Source organism: Massilia pinisoli (assembly GCF_024753285.1).
Lineage (GTDB): Bacteria > Pseudomonadota > Gammaproteobacteria > Burkholderiales > Burkholderiaceae_D > Telluria > Telluria pinisoli.
Genome location: NZ_JANUGW010000006.1, coordinates 197,399 through 216,916 on the forward strand (window position 1 = coordinate 197,399; position 19,518 = coordinate 216,916).

The following is a 19,518-nucleotide window of genomic DNA, read 5'->3' on the forward strand; positions in this document are numbered from 1 at the left end:
CGTGCCCGTGCTGGCACTGGTTGAACGCGTGGACGGCGAGCCGTCCACCCTACCGTAAAGCCTGGCACACGTCCGCGGCCAGCCGGCTCACGAGCTCGTGCCGCTTGCGCGCCTCCGACCGCTTCTTCGACGGGATCCCGTCCAGGTCCGGCGCTGCCACCGGCGCGCACGCCAGTTCCCAGTCGCCGTCGGGCCGCAGCTGCGCGCCCAGCTCCGTCCACAGCTGGTCGTAGTCGGCCAGCACGCGGCCGTTGCGGATCGCCTTGTAGATCACGCGGTTGCGGTTCGACACGAGCACCATCCGCTCGCAGCCGTATTCATGGCCCAGCTGGCGCACGAGCGTGGCCATCAGCTGCTTCGGCCGGATGCCGTGCAGCTCGCGCGTCGCGGTGCGGATCGCCTCGCGCGCGTCCTCCGTCTTGCCGCCCTGGATGCAGCCGACGCTGACGGCCAGCCGGCCGTCGCGCGGCGCCACCGTGAACGCCACCGTGTACAACGCTTTGTCGTCCTGCGTCAGCTGCAGCACGAGCTCGCCCTCGCGGTCGAACATGTTCACCGTGCGCAGCTGGATCTGGTAAGGCACGCCGCTCTTGCCGGCCGCCTCGGCAAGCACGACGGGACCGACGCTGGCGCGCGCCAGGGTCTCGCGCAGGCCGCGCCGGAACATGAAGTCGTAGTGCGCGCGGATCGCTTCCAGCCGCTCATTGGCATCGAGCGCGTGGCTGATGTACGGGCGGTAGACCTTGTACAGGAAGCGCGGGCAGTTGCGCACGTATTCCGAGAAGGCCGGGTGCGCGTTCAGCAGATGGAGCCAGCGCGGCGTCTGGCGCGGATGCAGGACCGCCCGCACCCGGATCTTGGCCAGCTCTCGCACCGACTTGAAGCCCGCCAGGTGTGGCGGCACGGCCGAGCGCAAGGTGACGGACGGCGCCGCCGACGCGATCAGCCGCTCGGTCCAGCCATGTTCTTCCCGATAGAGTTTCATGTTGCCCGTCCGGCCGCGGCTGACGAGGGGATCAGGCCGTAGCCTGCATACATACCGGAGGCCGCGGGTAGCGGCTGGCGAGGGAAGTCGGACATGGTAGTCGCACTAGGGTGGCGTAAAGTAACGCTAAGTAACGTAGTGTAACTAAAGAAATTCCGACGGTAAATATAGTATTTACAGAATTATGAAAACACAACAACGGCGCCCGCGTGCGCGGGAAGCCGTTGTTTCCACAGGGAAAATCGCCGTTGCCGGTCGCGCCGGGTCAGCTGGCGTAGTGCGCCGATTCCAGCCGGTCCGCGCGCTGTTCCGCCGTCTCGCGTTCGCGCAGATAGCGTGCCAGCGCATCGTCGAACGACGGCAGCAGCAGGCCCCGTTCGCTGCTCATGGCGCTGTTGCGCGGCCGCGCGGCGCGCAGGCCGAGCTCGGCGGTCGTGCGCACTTCCAGCCCGCCATCGTCGACGCTGGCCGCCGCGCAGGCCCGGCGCACGAGGTCTGCCCAGCTCATCGCCGCGCCATTGGTCAGGTGCCAGACGCCGCATTCGCGGTCGATCAGCAGGTCGAGGCAGGCATTGACGAGGTCCGGCACGTACGTCGGCGACACGACCTGGTCCGAGGCGGCCACGAACGGCCGCCCGGCGTCGAGCGCGTCGAGGGCTTGCGTGACGACGTTGTGCGCGTCCCACGGGCCGAAGAAGGCGCTCGTGCGGATGATGAGGGCTTGCGGGTCGGAATCGAGCACGCGCCGTTCCGCATCGGCCTTGCTGCGGCCGTACACGCCCAGCGGGGCGACCTTGTCGGATTCGACGTACGGACGGTCCAGCGTGCCGTCGAATACGAGGTCGCTGGAAAAGGTCATGAAGCGCAACGCGTGGCGGATGGCGGCGAGCGCGAGCACGGTGGGGCCGTGGGCGTTGTCGCGCATGCAGCGCGCCGCGTCGTCCTCGGCGTCGTCCACGCGCACATAGCCGCCCGCGTTGATGACGGCCCAGGGCTTGAAGCGCACGATCGCCGCCTCGACGGACGCCGGATCGGCGATGTCCATCTCCTGGCGCGTCAGCACGTGACAGGCGAGGTTGCGGCGCTCGCAGATGCGGGCGAAGGCGCGGCCCAGGGTGCCCGTCGCGCCCGTGATGAGGATCGGTTGCGGGAACGTGGAGCGCAGCGCGCCGCGCACGGCGATGTCGGCGACGGCCGTGCGCGTCGCCACGGGCTTGGCGAGGAACCGTCCCGGCCGGCGCCACCAGCCCTGGCCCTGCAGCACGGGGTGCGACAGCGGGCGGCCGCTCGCCAGTTCGCGCATCAGGGTGGCGACCGCGGTGGGGCGCGGCTGCGGGCCGCGCACGTCGAATGGACCCGGTTCGTAATAGCCGTTGCAGGCGGTGACGAGGCAGTTCCAGTCGAACGAGCCGAGCAGGGCCCACACGGTGACGGCGCGGATGTCGGCGCCGCCCAGCTGGACCTTGCGCGCGGCATTCCAGATCTCCACGAGCCAGCGCAGCTGGTCTTCGCGGTTGGCGTCGATGTGCGCCTCCGTGACGGCGATCGGCAGGCCGTAGCGGTCCCACGTTTCCTGCAGAAGCGGGCCGATGCCCGGCGTGGGCGTCGCCAGCACGCGCGAGCATTCGATGTCGGCGTGCGGGATGCCGCGGTACTGGGTGCGGTGGCTTTCCGGATAGCGCTCGGCGCGGTGATCGAGCCAGCGCTCGCTCGTGATGTAGTAGTTGACGCCGATGACGTCCGGCGGGCAGGTATTGTCCTTGAACCATAGCAGTTCGTCGGCGCCCGCGCCGTTCTCGAGCAGGTAGTCCCACAGCGCGTGGCCCGGGTCGATCTTCCCGCACAGCATGTCCCACGCCAGCCAGCGGCGTTCGTTGAAGAAATTCGCGATGTCCGCCATCTCCGGCGTGCCGTAGGTGCGCGACAGGTCGTCCGTCTGCACGAGCTTCGCATCGGGGTTCACGGCGCGGATCGCGCGCATCGACAGGACGACGGCGCGGCACTGGTTGATCAGGGCGCGGATGAAGCCTTCCTCGCTCGTGTCGTGTGGATACCAGACGCCGTTCAGGCCGGAGAAGCGGGCCGTCGTGCACGGCTCGTTGACGGGCGTCCAGTACTCGACCCACGGGTAGCGGCGCGCGACGGCGCCCGCATACTCGGCCAGCTTCTCGGCGAAGTCGGGCGAGACGAGGCTCGTGTGGCGCGGCCCGCTGCCGTGGTGGACGAGGCCGACGATGGGCGTCACGCCCAGCTGCTGCAGTGCCGGCAGGCGCTCGTCCGACCATGACCAATCCGCCGATTCGATGCCGTCGGGCGCCGTCCGTTCCCACAGCACGGGGTAGCGGATAGCGCGGATGCCGAGCGACGCGAAGCGCTCCAGGTCCTGCAGGCGTTCTGCATGTCCATTGCGTTCCATTTGGGAGAAGTACTGATCGCGTACGCGGTTGACGGTGCATTCGAGGCCGCCCCAGAGCTGGAGCGGCGAACTTGCTGGCTGGATATGGCTGTTAAGATTCATATGCGTGTCCTGCTGTTGATCCAAGACGTAAGCCTAGTCGGCGGGGCCGGCTTCCTGTGTGGGGTGGCGAACATATAGGCCGGATTTAGGACAAGTCCTACGTCCTGTCGGTCGCTATAACGCCGGGCGCGTGCGCTTGACAGCCCACGCGCGCGCCCACACGATGCGGCCAGGAGGAACCGACATGTACATGGTGTACTGGACGATGGAGGAGGCGGGCAGTCATACCCCGCATGCGCAGCCGTTCGCGACGACGGCGATGGTGGACGCGATGCGCTTCATGGAAGACCTGCGGCGGCGCCAGCGCGAAGGCGAGGGCGTGCGCTTCGTGACGATGTGTTCCGAGCATCCGGACGTCGTCGGGCATCCGGGCGTCGACGTGACGGGGCCGGGCTACGACTGGAAGAAGCGGCGCAGGTGACTACAGCCGCGCGGCCATGTCCTTGAGTACGTGCTTGAGCACCTTGCCGTTCGCGGCGGCGGGCAGCGCGTCCAACATCACGATGCGGGCCGGCCGCTTGTACGGCGCCAGCCGCGCGGCCGTCCACGCGCGCAGTTCGGCCTCGGCCGGCGCACGGCGCGGGTCGGGCTGGACGTAGGCGATCACTTCCTCGTTGCCGTCGGCGACAAAACGGCCCACGACGGCCGACTGCGTCACGCCCGGGTGCGCATTCAGCACCGTCTCCACTTCCAGCGGGAACACGTTGAAACCCGAGCGGAGGATCAATTCCTTCGTGCGGCCGACGATGAACAGCGCGCCGTCAGGACCGATGGTCGCCATGTCGCCCGTGTTCAGCCAGCCGCCGGGACGCAGCGCCGCGGCCGTCGCCTGCGGGTCGCGGTAATAGCCCCGCATCAGGTTCGGTCCGCGCACCCACAGCTCACCCGGTGTGCCGTCGGCCACGTCGCGTCCGTCGTTGTCGACGACGCGCGCTTCCACGCCGGGAATCGGTTGCCCGACGGACGTGTCGGTGCGCGGCGCGTCGAGCCGCGTCTGGCTGACGGTGGGCGCCGCCTCCGACAGGCCGTAGCCGTTGTGCAGCGGCACTTGCAGCAGGCGCTCGACGGCCGCCTTCAGCGCGGGATCGAGCGGCGAGCCGCCCGCGTACGCGAAGCGCAGATGGGACGCCAGCGGGGCCGTGTCGCCCACGTGCTCCAGCAGCCGCGCATACATCGCGGGCACGCCCTGCACGATGGACAGGCCGTCGTCGCGGATGGCCGCCAGCATGGCCTCGGGCGTGAAGCGGGGCGCCAGGTGCAGGCAGGCGCCCGCGCTGAGCGTGCCCAGCATCACGGACGTGAGACCGTACACGTGCGAGATCGGCAGCACGCCCCACGCGCGGTCGGCCGGGGTCAGGCCCCGCAGCCGGCTCGAGACGGCGGCCACGAACAGCAGGCTGCGGTGGCTCAGCATCACGCCTTTCGGCTTGCCCGTCGTGCCCGTCGTGTAGACGAGGGCCGCGACGCCGTCGTCCCGTTCCGGCTCGCAGGCCTCGTTCAGCGGGCCCACCATCAGGCCGTCGTCGAACGTTGCACCGACCCGGGCCGCGTGCGCCTCCGCTTCCGCCGACACGGCCGCCGTGTACAGCGCGATGCGGGCGCCGGCGTGGTCGCGGATCGCGTCCAGCTCGGGCGCCGTCAGCCGGGGGTTCACGTTGACGATCCACGCGCCGATGGTGGACGCGGCGAAGATCAGGGCGATCTGGTCCGCGCAATTCTCGCTGGCCAGCAGCACGCGGTCGCCCGGACGCACGCCGCGCGCGCGTAGCTGGCCGGCGCGGCGGTCGACGAGGTGTGCCAGGTCGCGGAAGGTCAGCGTGCGGCCGCCGTCGACGAGGGCCGGCGCGTCGGGCGTGCGCGCGGCCGCCGTGCGCGCGATCGCGTCGATGCAAGAGAGTTCGATCATGGCCGCGATGATAACCGGGCAGCCGCGTACCCGCTGTAAATATGGATGCGTTCGTCCACTCGTGTTACGCTCGCGCTGCTGTAAATGTTTCCAGAAATATACATTCTGAAAAAACCAACGACACGGAGGGAACATGGCATTACTCGATATGCTGGACAAGGAACACACCGTGGCACAGCCCGGTTTCAATCGCTGGCTCGTGCCGCCCGCCGCGCTCGCGATCCACCTGTGCATCGGGATGGCCTACGGCTTCTCCGTGTTCTGGCTACCGCTGTCGAAGGCGATCGGCATCAAGGAATCGCTTGCCTGCCCGGCCGGCATGGATTTCCTGGCCGAAATCACGGCGACCACGTGCGACTGGAAGATCTCGATGCTGGGCTGGATGTTCACCCTGTTCTTCGTGTTCCTGGGCCTGTCGACCGCGCTGTTCGGCGGCTGGCTCGAGCATGCCGGACCGCGCAAGGCGGGCGTCGTCTCGGCGCTGTGCTGGTGCGGCGGCCTCGTGATCTCCGCGCTGGGCATCTACACGCACCAGATCTGGCTGATGTGGCTCGGCTCGGGCGTCATCGGCGGCATCGGCCTGGGGCTCGGCTATATCTCGCCCGTGTCCACGTTGATCAAATGGTTCCCGGACCGGCGCGGCATGGCGACCGGCATGGCCATCATGGGCTTCGGCGGCGGCGCGATGATCGGCGCGCCGCTGGCCGACCGCCTCATGAAGCACTTCGCCACCGCCACCTCGGTGGGCGTGTGGGAGACGTTTCTCGCGCTGGCCGCCATCTATTTCGTCTTCATGATGGGCGGCGCGCTGTCGTACCGCGTGCCCGCCTCGGGCTGGACGCCGGAAGGCTGGACGCCGCCGGCCGCCAAGGGCGCGAACGCGATGATCACCGACCGCCACGTGCACGTGAAGCGCGTGTGGGGCATTCCGCAATTCTGGCTCGTGTGGCTCGTGCTGTTCCTGAACGTGTCGGCCGGCATCGGCATCCTGGCGATGGCGTCGCCGCTGCTGCAGGAAGTGTTCGGCGGCCGCCTGATCGGCGTGGCGGCATCGTTCAACGAGCTGACGGCCGCGCAGAAGGCGCAGATCGCCACCATCGCGGCGAGCTTCACGGGCCTGCTGTCGCTCTTCAATATCGGCGGCCGCTTCGCGTGGGCGTCGTGCTCGGACTACATCGGGCGCAAGGCCACGTATTTCGTGTTCCTCGTGCTGGGCTTCGTGCTGTACGCATCGATTCCCACGCTGGCGCACGGCGGCCATCTCGCGCTGTTCGTCGCGTTCTTCTGCATCGTTCTGTCGATGTACGGCGGCGGTTTCTCGACCGTGCCCGCCTACCTGGCCGACCTGTTCGGCACGCAGATGGTGGGCGCGATCCACGGCCGCCTGCTGACCGCGTGGGCTGCAGCCGGCGTGGTCGGTACGAGCCTCATCAATTACATCCGCGAGTACCAGATCGCCCATGGCGTACCGAAGGCGCAGGCGTATGATACGGTGATGTACGTGCTGGCGGGCCTGCTGGTGCTGGGCTTCCTGTGCAACCTGGTGGTGCGCCCGGTGGCCGCGCGCCACTTCATGAGCGAGCAGGAACTGGCGGAAGAAAAACGCCTGGCGCACGAGCGCGACGGCGCGGCCGGACGCGCGCCCGCGAGCGTGCCGGGCGTGGCCGGGATCGCCGGCGGCGCTGCCGTGGCGGTGCCGGTGGCGAGCGTGAATCCGCTCGTCGCGGCGCTGGCCTGGGCCGTCGTCGGCGTGCCGCTGCTGATCGGTGTGTGGATCACGCTGCAGAAGGCCATCGTGTTGTTCCAGTGACGTGCAGCGGACGCGTGCGCACCCTGTGTCCACGCGTTCAACCGGCACACGCATGACCGGTCATTTATGTAATTGAGGATCGACCATGAACCACCCCGTCATCCCCATCGCCTCGCAAGGCCCGAGCCGCCAGCGCAAGCGCGAGGCGCCGAAGGGAAGGCGCGTCGACCCGCAGGCCCTCGCCGACGTGCAGGCCGCGCTTGGCGACGCGCCCCGTCGGCGTGACCTCCTCATCGAGCACCTGCACGCCATCCAGGACCGCTTTGGCGCGCTGTCCGCCGCGCACCTGGCCGCGCTCGCCCAGGAGCTGAAGCTGGCGCAGTCCGAAGTCTACGAGGTCGCGACGTTCTACCATCACTTCGACGTATTGCGCGACGGCGAGGACGCCCCGCCCGCGCTCACCGTGCGCGTGTGCGCGGGCCTGTCGTGCGAGCTGGCCGGCGCGCGCGACCTGCTGGACCGGCTGCCCGCGATCCTCGGCGCCGACGTGCGCGTGCTGGCCGCGCCGTGCATCGGCCGTTGCGACGGGGCGCCCGCGGCACTCGTGGGCCAGCGTCCCGTCACGGCAGCGAGTGCGGACACGGTGCGGGCCGCCGTGGTCGAGCGTGCGACGACCGATCGTCACGAAGGTCATATCGATTACGACGCCTACCGCGCCGCCAGCGGCTACCGCCTGCTGCGCGCCTGCAGGGCAGGGCGCTTCGACCCGGAGAGCGTGATCGTCACGTTGATGGCATCAGGCCTGCGCGGCCTGGGCGGCGCGGGCTTTCCGGCCGGGCGCAAGTGGCGCATCGTCAAGCACGAGCCGGGGCCACGCCTCATGGCCGTCAACATCGACGAAGGCGAACCGGGTACGTTCAAGGACCGCCACTACCTCGAACGCGACCCTCACCGCTTCCTGGAAGGCGCGCTCGTCGCCGCCTGGGCCGTGGGCATCGAGACGATCTACCTGTACCTGCGCGACGAATACCACGGCCTGCGCGCGATGCTGCAGACGGAACTCGACCGGCTGCGCGCCGATCCGCCGGTGTCGGACATGCCTGAGATCGTCCTGCGCCGCGGCGCCGGCGCCTACATCTGCGGCGAAGAGTCGGCGATGATCGAATCGATCGAGGGCAAGCGCGGCATGCCGCGCCTGCGCCCGCCGTACCTGGCGCAAGTGGGCCTGTTCGGCCGGCCCACCTTGGAACACAACCTGGAAACCCTGCATTGGGTGCGCGACATCCTCGAGCGGGGCGCCGAATGGTTCACGAACCGGGGCCGGCGCGGACGGCGCGGGTTCCATTCGTTTTCCGTGTCCGGCCGCGTGCGCGAGCCGGGCGTGAAGCTGGCGCCGGCCGGCATCACGATGCGCGAACTCCTCGACGAATACTGCGGCGGCATGCAGGACGGGCACACGTTCTACGCCTACCTGCCGGGCGGCGCATCGGGCGGCATCCTGCCCGCGTCGCTGGCCGACGTCCCGCTCGATTTCGACACCTTGCAGCGCTACGGCTGCTTCATCGGCTCGGCCGCCGTCGTCGTGCTGTCCGACCGCGACACCGCGCGCGCCGCCGCGTTGAACACCTTGCGCTTCTTCCGCGAAGAATCGTGCGGCCAGTGCACGCCGTGCCGCGCCGGCACCGCGAAGGCCGTCGCGCTGATGGAACGGGACGTGTGGGACACGGCGCTGCTGGCCGAGCTGTCGCAGGTGATGCGCGACGCGTCGATCTGCGGACTGGGCCAGGCCGCACCGAACCCGTTCGACTGCGTCATCAAATATTTCCCGCACGAGCTGGAGGCATCATGAATGCGAACGTGCCCACCGTGACTTTCGAGATCGACGGCCGTGCCGTCGAGGCCCAACCGTTCGACACGCTGTTCGATGCGGCCGCGCGCGCCGGCATCGACCTGCCGCACCTGTGCCACAAGGATGGCCTGGAGCCGGCCGGTAACTGCCGTGCGTGCGTCGTCGAAGTCGATGGCGAACGTACGTTGGCCCCGTCGTGCTGCCGCCATCCGGCGCCCGGCATGAAGGTGCGCACGGACAGCGAGCGCGCCGTCGCCGCCCGCAAGATGGTGCTGGAACTGCTGCTGTCCGACCTGCCTGCCACGGCCCGTACGCGCGACGACGAGGTCGCGCAGTGGGCCGGAAAACTCGGCGTGGGCGCGTCCCGCTTTCCCGCCACGCGCGCGGTGCCGGCGCCTGACCCGAGCCATGCGGCCATCGAAGTGAACCTCGACGCCTGCATCCAGTGCACGCGCTGCGTGCGCGCCTGCCGCGACGAGCAGGTCAACGACGTCATCGGCCTGGCGGGCCGCGGCGAGAACGCGCGCATCGTGTTCGACCAGGGCGACCCGATGGGCGCCTCGACGTGCGTGGCCTGCGGCGAATGCGTGCAAGCCTGCCCGACGGGCGCGCTGGCGCCGGCACGCGGCGCGGCGCTCACGGTGCCGGACAAGCAGGTCGATTCCGTCTGCCCGTATTGCGGCGTGGGCTGCCAGCTGACGTACCACGTGAAGGACAACCGTATCGTCCGTGTGGAAGGCCGCGACGGTCCCGCGAACCACGGCCGCCTGTGCGTGAAGGGCCGCTACGGCTACGACTACGCACACCATCCGCAGCGTCTGACGGTGCCGCTGATCCGAAGAGAAGGCGTGCCGAAGCGGGGCGATTTCACGATGGACCCGGAGCGCGTGCTGGACGTGTTCCGCGAAGCGACGTGGGAGGAAGCGCTGGAAGCTGCCGGCGGCGGCCTCGCGCGCATCCGCGACGCGCACGGCGGGCGGGCGCTCGCGGGCTTCGGTTCCGCGAAGGGCAGCAACGAAGAGGCCTACTTGTTCCAGAAGCTCGTGCGCACGGGCTTCGGCAGCAACAACGTCGACCATTGCACGCGGCTGTGCCACGCGTCGTCCGTCGCCGCGCTGCTGGAAGGGATCGGCTCGGGCGCCGTGTCGAACCCCGTGATGGACGTGACGCGGGCGGAGGTCGTCATCGTCATCGGCGCCAACCCGACCGTCAACCACCCCGTCGCCGCCACGTGGATCAAGAACGCGGTGCGCACCGGCGTGAAGCTGATCGTCGCGGACCCGCGCCGCTCCGACCTCGCGCGGCACGCGCACCGCTTCCTGCAGTTCAAGCCCGACACGGACGTCGCGCTGCTGAACGCGATGATGCACACGATCGTCGAGGAAGGCCTCGTCGACCCCGCATTCATCGCCGACCGCACGAGCGGCTACGACGCGCTGGCCGCGAACGTGGCGAACTACAGCCCGGAAGCGATGGCGCCGATCTGCGGCATCGATGCCGAAACGATCCGCTACGTGGCGCGGCTGTATGCGACGGCCAAGGGCGCGATGATTTTATGGGGCATGGGCATCTCGCAGCACGTGCACGGCACGGACAATGCGCGCTGCCTGATCGCGCTCGCGCTGATGACGGGCCAGATCGGCCGTCCCGGCACGGGCCTGCATCCGCTGCGGGGCCAGAACAACGTGCAGGGCGCGTCGGACGCGGGCCTCATCCCCATGATGTATCCGGACTACCGGCGCGTCGACGAACCGGAGGCGCAGGCGAAGTTCGAAGCAGCGTGGGGCAGGGCGCTTGACGGGAAGCCCGGCCTGACGGTCGTCGAGATCATGGACGACATCCTGGCAGATGGTATCAAGGGCATGTACATCATGGGCGAGAACCCCGCGATGTCCGACCCGGACGCGAACCACGCGCGCGAAGCGCTGGCAGCGCTCCAGCACCTCGTCGTGCAGGACATCTTCCTCACCGAGACGGCGTACCTGGCCGACGTGATCCTGCCCGCGTCGAGCTTCGCCGAAAAGACCGGGAGCTTCACGAACACCGACCGCGTCGTGCAGCTGGGCCGCCAGGCGTTGAACCCGCCGGGCGACGCGCGCCAGGACCTGTGGATCATCCAGCAGGTCGCGCGCCGGCTCGGGCTGCCGTGGAAGTACGACGGCCCGGCCGCCGTGTTCGACGAGATGCGCAAGCTGATGCCCAGCATCGCCGGCATCACGTGGGACCGCCTGGAGCGCGACGGCGCCGTCACGTATCCGTGCCGCGCGGAGGGCGATCCGGGCGAGCCCGTCGTCTTCACGCAGGCGTTCCCGCGCGAAAGCGGCCGCGCGCGCTTCGTCCCGGCCGACATCATCCCGGCCGACGAGCGGCCCGATGCCGAGTACCCCGTCGTGCTGATCACGGGACGCCAGCTCGAGCACTGGCACACGGGCAGCATGACGCGCCGCGCCGGCGTGCTCGATGCGCTGGAGCCGGACCCCGTCGCGCTCGTGCATCCGCTCGACCTGGAAGCGCTGGGTGGCCGGCCGGGCGACGTGATCACGATCGCGTCGCGCCGCGGCGAGGTGGCGCTATACGCCCGCGCCGACGACGGCACGCCGCGCGGCGCCGTGTTCGTCCCATTCTGCTACTACGAGGCGGCGATCAACCGGCTGACGAATGCGGCGCTGGACCCGTTCGGCAAGATCCCGGAATTCAAGTACTGCGCCGTCCGCGTGCAGGTGGGCGGGCACGTCGCAGGCCAGGGTTCCTACGGTGGCGGCCAGATTCTGGACCCCGTGGCACAATCGCAGGCATGACCTCTTCCTATCGTCCAACGCTCTCGCAGGCCAGCGCCGGCCTCACGCATCCCGTGACGGCCATCGACGAGCGCGGACGCCGCGAGACCTTGCACATCCCGGCCGAGCGGCCGCTGACGGTCTACGTCGACAAGCGCGAACTCGTCACCCTGATGACCCTGGGCGCGGCGCCGGAAGCGCTCACCTTGGGCTACCTGCGCAACCAGCGTCTCGTGCGCTCGCTCGAGGACATCGTGTCCGTGCAGGTCGACTGGTCCGTCGATGCGGTCGCCGTTGTCACGCGCGGCGGCATCGCCGACGTCGAGGAGCGCACGGCGAAGAAGGTCGTCACGACCGGATGCGGCCAAGGCTCCGTGTTCGGCGGGTTGATGGACGAGGTCGACCGCATCGTGCTGCCGCCGGACGCGCGCCTGCGCCAGTCCGTCGTGCACCGCATCGTCGAGACGGTGCGCACGCAGCAATCCGTCTACAAGCAGGCCGGCTCCGTGCACGGCTGCGCGCTGTTCACGAACGAGGGCGACCTGCTGTGGTTCATCGAGGACGTGGGTCGCCACAACGCGGTCGACGCCATCGCGGGCCTGATGTGGCTGGAAGGCGTCGAGGGTGCCGACAAGGTGTTTTATACGACGGGGCGGCTGACGTCCGAAATGGTCATCAAGGGCGCGCAGATGGGCATCCCGTTCCTGCTGTCGCGCTCCGGCACGACGCAGATGGGGCATGCGGTGGCGGAGCAGGTCGGCATGTCGCTGCTGGCGCGCTGCAGCGGCCACCACTTCCTGCTGCTGTCCGGCGAGGAGCGCCTCGTGTTCGAGCCCGAGTGGCTTGCCGCCCTGGAGACGGCGCGCACCCTGCGCACCGCCTGACGTCAGCCCATGAGCGATATTGCGGATGCCGTCGCGCGCGCCTTCGCGCTGCTGTTCACGGGCGACCCGGACCTGTGGCGCATCGTGTGGGTGTCCCTGAAGACGAGCATCGTGGGCCTGCTGCTGGCCACGCCGCCCGCGATCCTGATCGGTTACGTCGTCGCCATGCGTCGCTTCGCCGGGCGGCGCATCGTCATCTGGCTCGCGCAGGCGGCACTGTCGCTGCCGACCGTCCTGATCGGCCTTTTGCTGTACCTGCTGCTGTCGCGCCACGGGCCGCTGGGCGGACTGCACTGGCTGTTCTCGCAGTCCGGCATCGTGTTCGGGCAGTGCATCGTCGCGCTGCCGGTGCTGCTCGCGTTCACGCTGGCCGCCGTGCAGGGTCTCGATCCGCGCTATGCGGAGACGGCGATCGCGCTGGGCGCGTCGCCCATGCAGGTGATGGTGCGCGTGCTGCACGAGGCGCGCTTCGGCGTGATGGCGGCCGTCTTGTCCGGCTTCGGCCGCGTGATCTCGGAAGTGGGCTGCGCACTGATGGTGGGCGGGAATATCGAAGGGGAGACGCGCACGATCACGACGGCGATCGCGCTGGAGACGAGCAAGGGCGAGTTCGCGCAGGGCATCGCGCTCGGCATCGTGCTCGTCACGGTTGCCCTGCTGATGAACGGCGCGCTGATGCTGCTGCAGGGCGACGCGCACACAGTGCGGGAGCGCGCATGAGCATAGTCATCCACTCGCAGATCACGGCGGCCGTGGTCGAGAACGCGGACGCGCCGCAGCGCGACGAGCGCCGCAAGGCCTTGCTGGGCGTGCGCGGCCTGCGCAAGCGCCACGGCGACCGGCTGCTCTTCGACATCGACGTGCTCGAGATCGCGACGCACAGCGCCTACGTGCTGACGGGGATGAACGGCGCCGGCAAGAGCACCTTGCTGCGCGTGCTGGGCGGGCTGGAACGGGCCGAGATCGACAGCCTGCGCTTCGCCGGCGAAGACGTCCTGCGCGTGCACCCGTACCCGCGTGCGCTGCGCCGGGCCATCGTCTACGTGCACCAGCATCCGATCCTGTTCTCGACGAGCGTCGCCGACAACATCGGGTACGGCCTCGTCGTGCGCGGTTTCGCGCCGATAGCCGTGGAAGCGATCGTCGAGGAGGCGATGGCCTGGGCCGGGGTGGCGCACCTCGCCGACACCGATCCGGCCAAACTGTCCGGCGGCGAAAAGCAGCGTGTGGCGCTGGCGCGCGCGAGGGTGCTGCAACCGCGCCTGCTGCTGCTGGACGAGCCGACGGCGAACCTCGACGGCGCCGCGCGCGAACAGGTGCTCGCGCTGATCCCGACGATGGTCGATGCGGGCAGCAGCGTCGTCATCGCCTGCCACGACCGCGACCTGATCAACCTGCCCGGCGTGCAGCGCCTGAAGCTGCGCGACGGCCACCTCGAACACCGCTGATCACAACAAGGAGACACCCATGCACCGTCGTTCCATCCTCGCCCTCATCGCGACGCTCGCCTTTGCTGCGCCGTACGCGCACGCGCAGTCCGACAAGGTGCTGCGCCTGTCGACTACCACGAGCACGGAGAACTCGGGCCTGCTGGGCTATCTGCTGCCCGCGTTCGAGGCGAAGACGGGCATCAAGGTCGACGTGATCTCCGTGGGCACCGGCAAGGCGCTGGAGTTGGGCAAGAACGGCGACGTCGACGTCACGCTCGTCCACGCGCGCAAGCTGGAGGATAAATTCGTCGCGGAGGGCTGGGGCATCGACCGCCACGACGTCATGTACAACGACTTCATCGTCGCGGGACCCACGAGCGACCCGGCGGGCGTGAAAGGCGGCCGCGACGTCATCGCGGCCTTTAAGAAGATCGCGGCGGCGAACGTGAAGTTCATCTCGCGCGGCGACAACTCCGGCACGGACGTGATGGAGAAGGGCTATTGGCAGCAAGCGGGCGTCAAGCCGGCCGGCGGCAACTACGTGTCGGCCGGCCTCGGGATGGGCGAGGTGTTGAACATGGCGGCGGAGTTGAACGCGTACACGCTGACGGACCGCGCGACGTACGGCGCGTACAAGGCCAAGACGGGACTCGCGATCCTCGTCGAGGGCGACAAGCGCATGTTCAATCCGTACGGGATCATCGCGGTGAATCCGGAGAAGCACAAGGGCATCAACTACCGCGGCGCGAAGGCGCTGATCGACTGGATCACGTCGCCGGAAGGGCAGGCGCGGATCGCGTCGTTCAAGCCGGCGGGGGAGCAGCTCTTCTTCCCGGACGTGAAGCAGTGAGCGGTCGTCCATGCGCCGGTTGAACGCGTGGACGGCAGAGCCGTCCACCCTACGGTAGGGTGGACGGGTTCCCCGTCCACGCGTCCAACGAAAAGCAAAGGGCCGCGATTGCGGCCCCTGTCGGATCACGCCGGTCGTGGTCACGCCAGCGCGTGCATCACCGCATCGACGGGAATCGCGTTGACCCAATCATGGCGCTGCACGGCCGTGATGACGGTGCTGTTGGCCTTGTCGACGGGCGCCCATTCCGGCGTCTTCTGGCGCATCAGCGCGACGACCGGCACGCCGACGGCGTTCGCCAGGTGCATCACGGCCGTTTCCACCGACACGATCAGGTCGCACTGGGCCAGCATCGCGGGCAGCTGGAAGAAGTTTTCGTTTGCGCTGAACAGTTCCGTGCGGTCGAGCTGGCGGCGGCCCAGCATCGCCTTCACGTTGTCGACTTCCTGCGGCACCGCGTTGACGATGAAGCAGGCATCGCGCCATTCCGGCTGCGCGCGCATCGTTTCGATCAGCTCGGCCACGCGCTCGACGGGCCAGCAGCGCTTGCGCGTCTTGGCGAACGGGTTGATGAACACGAGCTTGCCCTGGCGGTTGTCGAACCCCCATTCATGCAGGCGCGCCTTGGCACCCTCGACGAATTGCTCGGGGATGTGCACGAACGGGATGCGCGCCGCGGGCGGGATGTCGACGCCGGCCAGCTGGCGGAACCAGTCCGCGTGCACGTCGCTGATGTGCGGCGCGGTGGCGCGGTCGGCGGCGTCCGGGTCGAGGCTCGCGTCCAGCTTGCGGTAGCTGAACCAGTGGTGCAGGCCGAACAGGCCCAGCGGCTTCTTCAGGCCGAACACGAAGCCGTCCGGGCTGATCTCGCGCGCGAGATTGGCGTAGAAGTGTGGACGCAGGGTGCCCAGCGAGACGACGATCGGATAATGCTCGCGCTGCGCTTCACCGATCGACTGGCGGAACAGCTCGGGCGAGTAGTTCTGCTTGTAGACCTTGTCGATGAAGTCGCAGGCGTCGAGCCAGTCGTACAGGACGTTCTTCTTCAGGTGCGGCCACTGCGAGGCGTCGCTCGTGCGACGGACCTCGTCCACCCACAGGTGCAGCTTCAGGTGCGGGTACGCGCGCGCGAACGCCTCGAAGCAGTTCTGCAAATACGTGTAGTCGCCCAACGCCAGATGGGCGATGAACAGGATCTTGTCCGATTTCCTGAGGAGATTGGAAGGAATGAGGGGTAGGTTCATTGTCTCTTACGGGTCGCCTGCCAGTTGTTGTCCGACGCCGCCAGCGGTGGATGAGTCTGCGATCAGCAGCGCTAACCGGTCGGCTGGCCGCGCACCGGAGGCCTGGTGTCGGTGTGCGCTACCGCCAACTCTCGAAAATCTTCAACAAATTGTCTCGAATTGTAGTCCAAACCGGGCGATAGCGTTGCCCCAAGCCATATTTTCGGGTGCTTTGTCCTGCGCGAGCAACAGAACTGGACAGGATGACATGCCCAGTCGTGGCGGTGACATCGGCGTGGTGCCTTGTCGGCACTGAGGACAGGATTTTACGCGATCGGGCGGGCGTCCGGATGATGCCGGCGTTGATGCACGCCGACCGGAGCGTCGGCCGCCGGAGCGCCGGCCGCCGTGATCACGCCGACAACAGGCGCACGACGCCGCTCAGGCCGTGCGGCTGGCCCGCTGTCACGGGGCACAGCACGCTCAGGTGGAAGCGCTTGTCGCCGGCCGGGAACGGGATGCGCAGCGGCGCCGGCGCGGCCGTGGTCTTTTCGCCGGCCTTCTTGCCGTCGATGAAGACCTGGCACGGGCCCGTCACCTCGACGAATTCCAGGGTGCCGCCGTGCTTGCGCACGCGCGCGAAGGCCCAGGCGTCGGTGGCATACAGCACGTAGCCGGTCCGTTCGGCCGGTTTGGCACCGGCGCCGGGCGTGACCCAGCCCCAGGAATTCATGTCGGTGCCGGCGGGGCGCACATTCGGGTCGATCGGGGCCGCGCTGAGCGGGGAGGAGCGCCAGCCGTCGAGGCCCTGCACCGGTTCCGACGTGGCCTGGTAGGCCCACGGCTGGGCTGCACGCACCTCGACGTCGAGCACGGCGCTCTTGAGGCCGGGCGCGCTGGCGCCGAGCCGGAGGCGGCCCGACGTGCGTTCGCGGGTCTGCACGATCACCTGGGCCAGCCCGTTGAACAGCGCGCGCGTGTTGCCCTTCTCGCTGCTGATGTCGTTCGGATTGCCGTTGCCCAGGCCGATGATGTCGCCGCCTTCGATCGTGAACACGAGCTGGTGCTGCGCCAGCGGCACGTGGCGGCCCTTCGCATCGAGCGCCTCGACCTGGATGGGTTGCGCATCGAGGCCGTCGCCGCGCAGGAACGCGCGGTCCGGGGTGAGCTTGAGCGTGACGGGCGCGCCGGTGGTCTCGACCTCGAACCGCTTGACGACCTTGCCGCCGCGGTAGCCGACCGCGGCGAGCGTGCCGGGCGCGTACGGCACCTGCCAGCGGTTCATTTCGTAGATGTCGCCCTTCTGGCGGCCCTGCGAGCGGCCGTTCAGGAACACCTCGACTTCGTCCATGTTGTGGAACGCCATCACAGTGATCGCCTGGCCTTCCTTGCCGGCCCAGTTCCAGTGCGGCGCCAGGCGCAGCACGGGTTCCTTGCGCCACTGCGCCTGGTGCAGCCAGAACGCGTCCTTGGCGAAGCCGCACAAGTCCATGATGCCGAAGAACGAGGAATTCGACGGCCATTCATACGGGGAGGGTTCGCCGTGGTAGTCGAAGCCGGTCCACACGAATGCCCCGGCCACGAACGGGCGCTCGGCGATGGCTTTCCAGCCGACCCGGTGCGTCGAGCCCCAGGACGACGCATCGTCGTCGTACCCGGCGAAGATGTGCTTCTCGGGCACGGTCACGTACTCGCCGCGCGTCTGGTAGGCCGAGGTGTCTTCGGACGACGTGATCGGTACGGTCGGGAAGGCCTGGTGGAACGCGTCGTAGGCCTGGTATTGGTAGTTGAAGCCGACGACGTCGACGGCCTGTCCGGCATTGGCGGGCTCGAACTGGCCCGTGTTCATCGCGGCCGTGGTGGGGCGCGACGTATCGAGCGCGCGCACGGCGGCGACCATGCGCCGCACCATCTCGTAGCCCTGTTCCGTGCCCTGGATCGGCTCTTCGTTGAACACCGACCACAGGATGATGGACGGGTGGTTGCGGTGGCAGCGCACGAGCCAGGTGAGCTCGTCGACGTGTTCCGGCGACGGGTTGAACACGCGGTTCTCGTCCATCACGAGGAAGCCCAGCTCGTCGCACAGCTCGTAGAAGCGCTTGTCCTGGGCATTGTGCGAGCAGCGGATGGCGTTGACGCCGAGTTCCTTCAGCCGGCGCATGCGGTAGTCGAGCAGGCCGTACGGCACCGCGACGCCCACGCCGGCATGGTCCTGGTGGATGCACACGCCTTGCAGCTTGACGTGGCGGTCGTTCAGGAAGAAACCGTGCTCCGGATCGAAGCGCTGGGTGCGGAAACCACAGCGGGTCGTGACTTCGTCCAGCAGCTTGCCGTCCTGGAGCACGCGGGTGCGCACGCTGTACAGATTGCGTTCTTCGAGGCTCCACAGCTTGGGCGTTGCCACGCGCAAGGTGCCGGTGACGACCTGGTGCGCCAGCACGCCGACGTCGGCCGGGGACGTGAACGCGGCGACGGACTTGCCGTCCGCATCGATCAGCACGCTCTCGACCTGCACGCGCTGCGAGCCCTTGCGGATGTTGTACAGCGTGACTTCGAGCGGAATGGTCCACTGGCCGTCGGCGAAGACCGGATGGGCGAACACGCCGTCCGTGACGATGTGCACCTGCTCGCGCTTGACGAGCCACGTGTTGCGGTAGATGCCGGCGCCTTCGTACCACCAGCCCTGCATCGTGTCCGCGTCGGCGCGGATCACGAGCGAGTTGAGCGCGTCGCCGTACGTGGCGAACGGCGTCAGGTCGATGTAGACGGAGTTGTAGCCGCTCCACACATGCGCGACCTGCGTGCCGTTGAACCAGACGGTGGCGAGGGTCGAGATGCCGTCCAGCTGCAGTTCGATGTGCTTGCCGTGGTCGGCCTCGTCGAGCCGGATGAGGGTGCGGTACCAGCCGATGCCGCGCTTGCGGTAGCCCTGCGACACGTTGGCGTCCTGCTCGGGCAGCTGCGCGCTGGCGAAATCGTGCGGAAGCACGACGTTGGTCCATTCGGAATCGTCGAAGCCCGGTGCGGCCGCGCCGCTGGCGCTGCCGGCCTTCGCATTGGCGTAGGTCCAGCCATGGCCGCGGATGACGGGGAAGGCGATGTCGCCTTCGTGGAAGCGCCAGCCCTTGTTGAGCGAGACGACCGTGCGCCCGGGCACGGTCGCGGCGCGTGCGCGTGCAGTGGACGCGTACGCCGCGGATTGGCCGAAAATGGAGGTCGTGGCGAGCGCGCCGGCGCTCTTGAGGAAGTTGCGTCTGTTAGGCATGGCCGTCACACTATCAAGTGCGGCGCCGCCTGTCGACCATAAAACCGCCGATGCCGATTACGATTTCCCGTAACCGGCACG

Annotated in this window: 13 protein-coding genes; 8 read left to right on the forward strand and 5 right to left on the reverse strand. The window is 68.6% G+C overall.

What is annotated here, in order from left to right; genetic code table 11:
* Window positions 1–49: 49 nt before the first annotated feature.
* Window positions 50–985 carry a DUF535 family protein gene (locus tag NX784_RS10825; RefSeq protein ID WP_258816656.1) on the reverse strand — a complete coding sequence of 312 codons (936 nt, stop codon included), beginning with the start codon at window positions 983–985 and terminating at the stop codon, window positions 50–52.
* Window positions 986–1,250: 265 nt separating this feature from the next.
* On the reverse strand, window positions 1,251–3,503 hold the full coding sequence (locus NX784_RS10830) for a family 1 glycosylhydrolase (RefSeq protein WP_258816657.1): 2,253 nt from the start codon (window positions 3,501–3,503) through the stop codon (window positions 1,251–1,253).
* 184 nt (window positions 3,504–3,687) lie between these two features.
* Here NX784_RS10830 and NX784_RS10835 point away from each other — a divergent pair, with 184 nt between their 5' ends.
* Entirely contained in the window at window positions 3,688–3,924 is a 237-nt protein-coding gene (locus tag NX784_RS10835; protein ID WP_258816658.1) for a hypothetical protein, read from the forward strand.
* Here the strand turns inward: NX784_RS10835 and NX784_RS10840 are convergent, their stop codons facing one another.
* Window positions 3,925–5,409 carry a class I adenylate-forming enzyme family protein gene (locus NX784_RS10840; RefSeq protein ID WP_258816659.1) on the reverse strand — a complete coding sequence of 495 codons (1,485 nt, stop codon included), beginning with the start codon at window positions 5,407–5,409 and terminating at the stop codon, window positions 3,925–3,927.
* A gap of 133 nt (window positions 5,410–5,542) precedes the next feature.
* Here NX784_RS10840 and NX784_RS10845 point away from each other — a divergent pair, with 133 nt between their 5' ends.
* The 7 genes from NX784_RS10845 to NX784_RS10875 all read left to right on the forward strand — a co-directional run bounded on the left by NX784_RS10845 (window position 5,543) and on the right by NX784_RS10875 (window position 14,949).
* Window positions 5,543–7,219 carry an OFA family MFS transporter gene (locus NX784_RS10845; protein WP_258816660.1) on the forward strand — a complete coding sequence of 559 codons (1,677 nt, stop codon included), beginning with the start codon at window positions 5,543–5,545 and terminating at the stop codon, window positions 7,217–7,219.
* Window positions 7,220–7,304: 85 nt separating this feature from the next.
* The gene (locus tag NX784_RS10850) at window positions 7,305–9,008 is read left to right on the forward strand and encodes an NADH-ubiquinone oxidoreductase-F iron-sulfur binding region domain-containing protein (protein WP_258816661.1); all 1,704 of its coding nucleotides are present in this window, start codon (window positions 7,305–7,307) and stop codon (window positions 9,006–9,008) included.
* Window positions 9,005–11,806, forward strand: a complete 2,802-nt coding sequence (gene fdhF, locus NX784_RS10855) for a formate dehydrogenase subunit alpha (RefSeq protein ID WP_258816662.1) — start codon at window positions 9,005–9,007, stop codon at window positions 11,804–11,806. Before NX784_RS10850 ends, fdhF begins: the two co-directional genes overlap by 4 nt.
* Window positions 11,803–12,669 carry a formate dehydrogenase accessory sulfurtransferase FdhD gene (locus NX784_RS10860; protein ID WP_258816663.1) on the forward strand — a complete coding sequence of 289 codons (867 nt, stop codon included), beginning with the start codon at window positions 11,803–11,805 and terminating at the stop codon, window positions 12,667–12,669. Before fdhF ends, NX784_RS10860 begins: the two co-directional genes overlap by 4 nt.
* 9 nt (window positions 12,670–12,678) lie before the next feature.
* Window positions 12,679–13,389, forward strand: a complete 711-nt coding sequence (locus tag NX784_RS10865; RefSeq protein WP_258816664.1) for an ABC transporter permease — start codon at window positions 12,679–12,681, stop codon at window positions 13,387–13,389.
* Complete coding sequence (locus NX784_RS10870) at window positions 13,386–14,117, forward strand: energy-coupling factor ABC transporter ATP-binding protein (RefSeq protein ID WP_258816665.1); 732 nt, start codon at window positions 13,386–13,388, stop codon at window positions 14,115–14,117. The genes NX784_RS10865 and NX784_RS10870 overlap by 4 nt, the downstream gene beginning before the upstream one ends.
* Window positions 14,118–14,136: 19 nt before the next feature.
* Window positions 14,137–14,949, forward strand: a complete 813-nt coding sequence (locus NX784_RS10875; RefSeq protein ID WP_258816666.1) for an ABC transporter substrate-binding protein — start codon at window positions 14,137–14,139, stop codon at window positions 14,947–14,949.
* Between the two features lie 140 nt (window positions 14,950–15,089).
* On the opposite strand, the gene NX784_RS10880 is transcribed toward NX784_RS10875, so the two are convergent.
* Window positions 15,090–16,193 (reverse strand): glycosyltransferase family 9 protein, encoded by a 1,104-nt coding sequence (locus NX784_RS10880; RefSeq protein ID WP_258816667.1) that lies wholly within the window; start codon window positions 16,191–16,193, stop codon window positions 15,090–15,092.
* 391 nt (window positions 16,194–16,584) lie between these two features.
* A complete protein-coding gene (gene galA, locus NX784_RS10885; RefSeq protein WP_258816668.1) occupies window positions 16,585–19,437 on the reverse strand; it encodes a beta-galactosidase GalA in 2,853 nt (950 codons plus the stop codon).
* Window positions 19,438–19,518 lie beyond the last annotated feature (81 nt).

Bases quoted from the DNA above. Each gene is read 5' to 3' on its own strand.
- NX784_RS10825 (WP_258816656.1), bottom strand. From the start codon at position 985: ATGAAACTCTATCGGGAAGAACATGGCTGGACCGAGCGGCTGATCGCG.
- NX784_RS10830 (WP_258816657.1), bottom strand. From the start codon at position 3,503: ATGAATCTTAACAGCCATATCCAGCCAGCAAGTTCGCCGCTCCAGCTC.
- NX784_RS10835 (WP_258816658.1), top strand. From the start codon at position 3,688: ATGTACATGGTGTACTGGACGATGGAGGAGGCGGGCAGTCATACCCCG.
- NX784_RS10840 (WP_258816659.1), bottom strand. From the start codon at position 5,409: ATGATCGAACTCTCTTGCATCGACGCGATCGCGCGCACGGCGGCCGCG.
- NX784_RS10845 (WP_258816660.1), top strand. From the start codon at position 5,543: ATGGCATTACTCGATATGCTGGACAAGGAACACACCGTGGCACAGCCC.
- NX784_RS10850 (WP_258816661.1), top strand. From the start codon at position 7,305: ATGAACCACCCCGTCATCCCCATCGCCTCGCAAGGCCCGAGCCGCCAG.
- fdhF (WP_258816662.1), top strand. From the start codon at position 9,005: ATGAATGCGAACGTGCCCACCGTGACTTTCGAGATCGACGGCCGTGCC.
- NX784_RS10860 (WP_258816663.1), top strand. From the start codon at position 11,803: ATGACCTCTTCCTATCGTCCAACGCTCTCGCAGGCCAGCGCCGGCCTC.
- NX784_RS10865 (WP_258816664.1), top strand. From the start codon at position 12,679: ATGAGCGATATTGCGGATGCCGTCGCGCGCGCCTTCGCGCTGCTGTTC.
- NX784_RS10870 (WP_258816665.1), top strand. From the start codon at position 13,386: ATGAGCATAGTCATCCACTCGCAGATCACGGCGGCCGTGGTCGAGAAC.
- NX784_RS10875 (WP_258816666.1), top strand. From the start codon at position 14,137: ATGCACCGTCGTTCCATCCTCGCCCTCATCGCGACGCTCGCCTTTGCT.
- NX784_RS10880 (WP_258816667.1), bottom strand. From the start codon at position 16,193: ATGAACCTACCCCTCATTCCTTCCAATCTCCTCAGGAAATCGGACAAG.
- galA (WP_258816668.1), bottom strand. From the start codon at position 19,437: ATGCCTAACAGACGCAACTTCCTCAAGAGCGCCGGCGCGCTCGCCACG.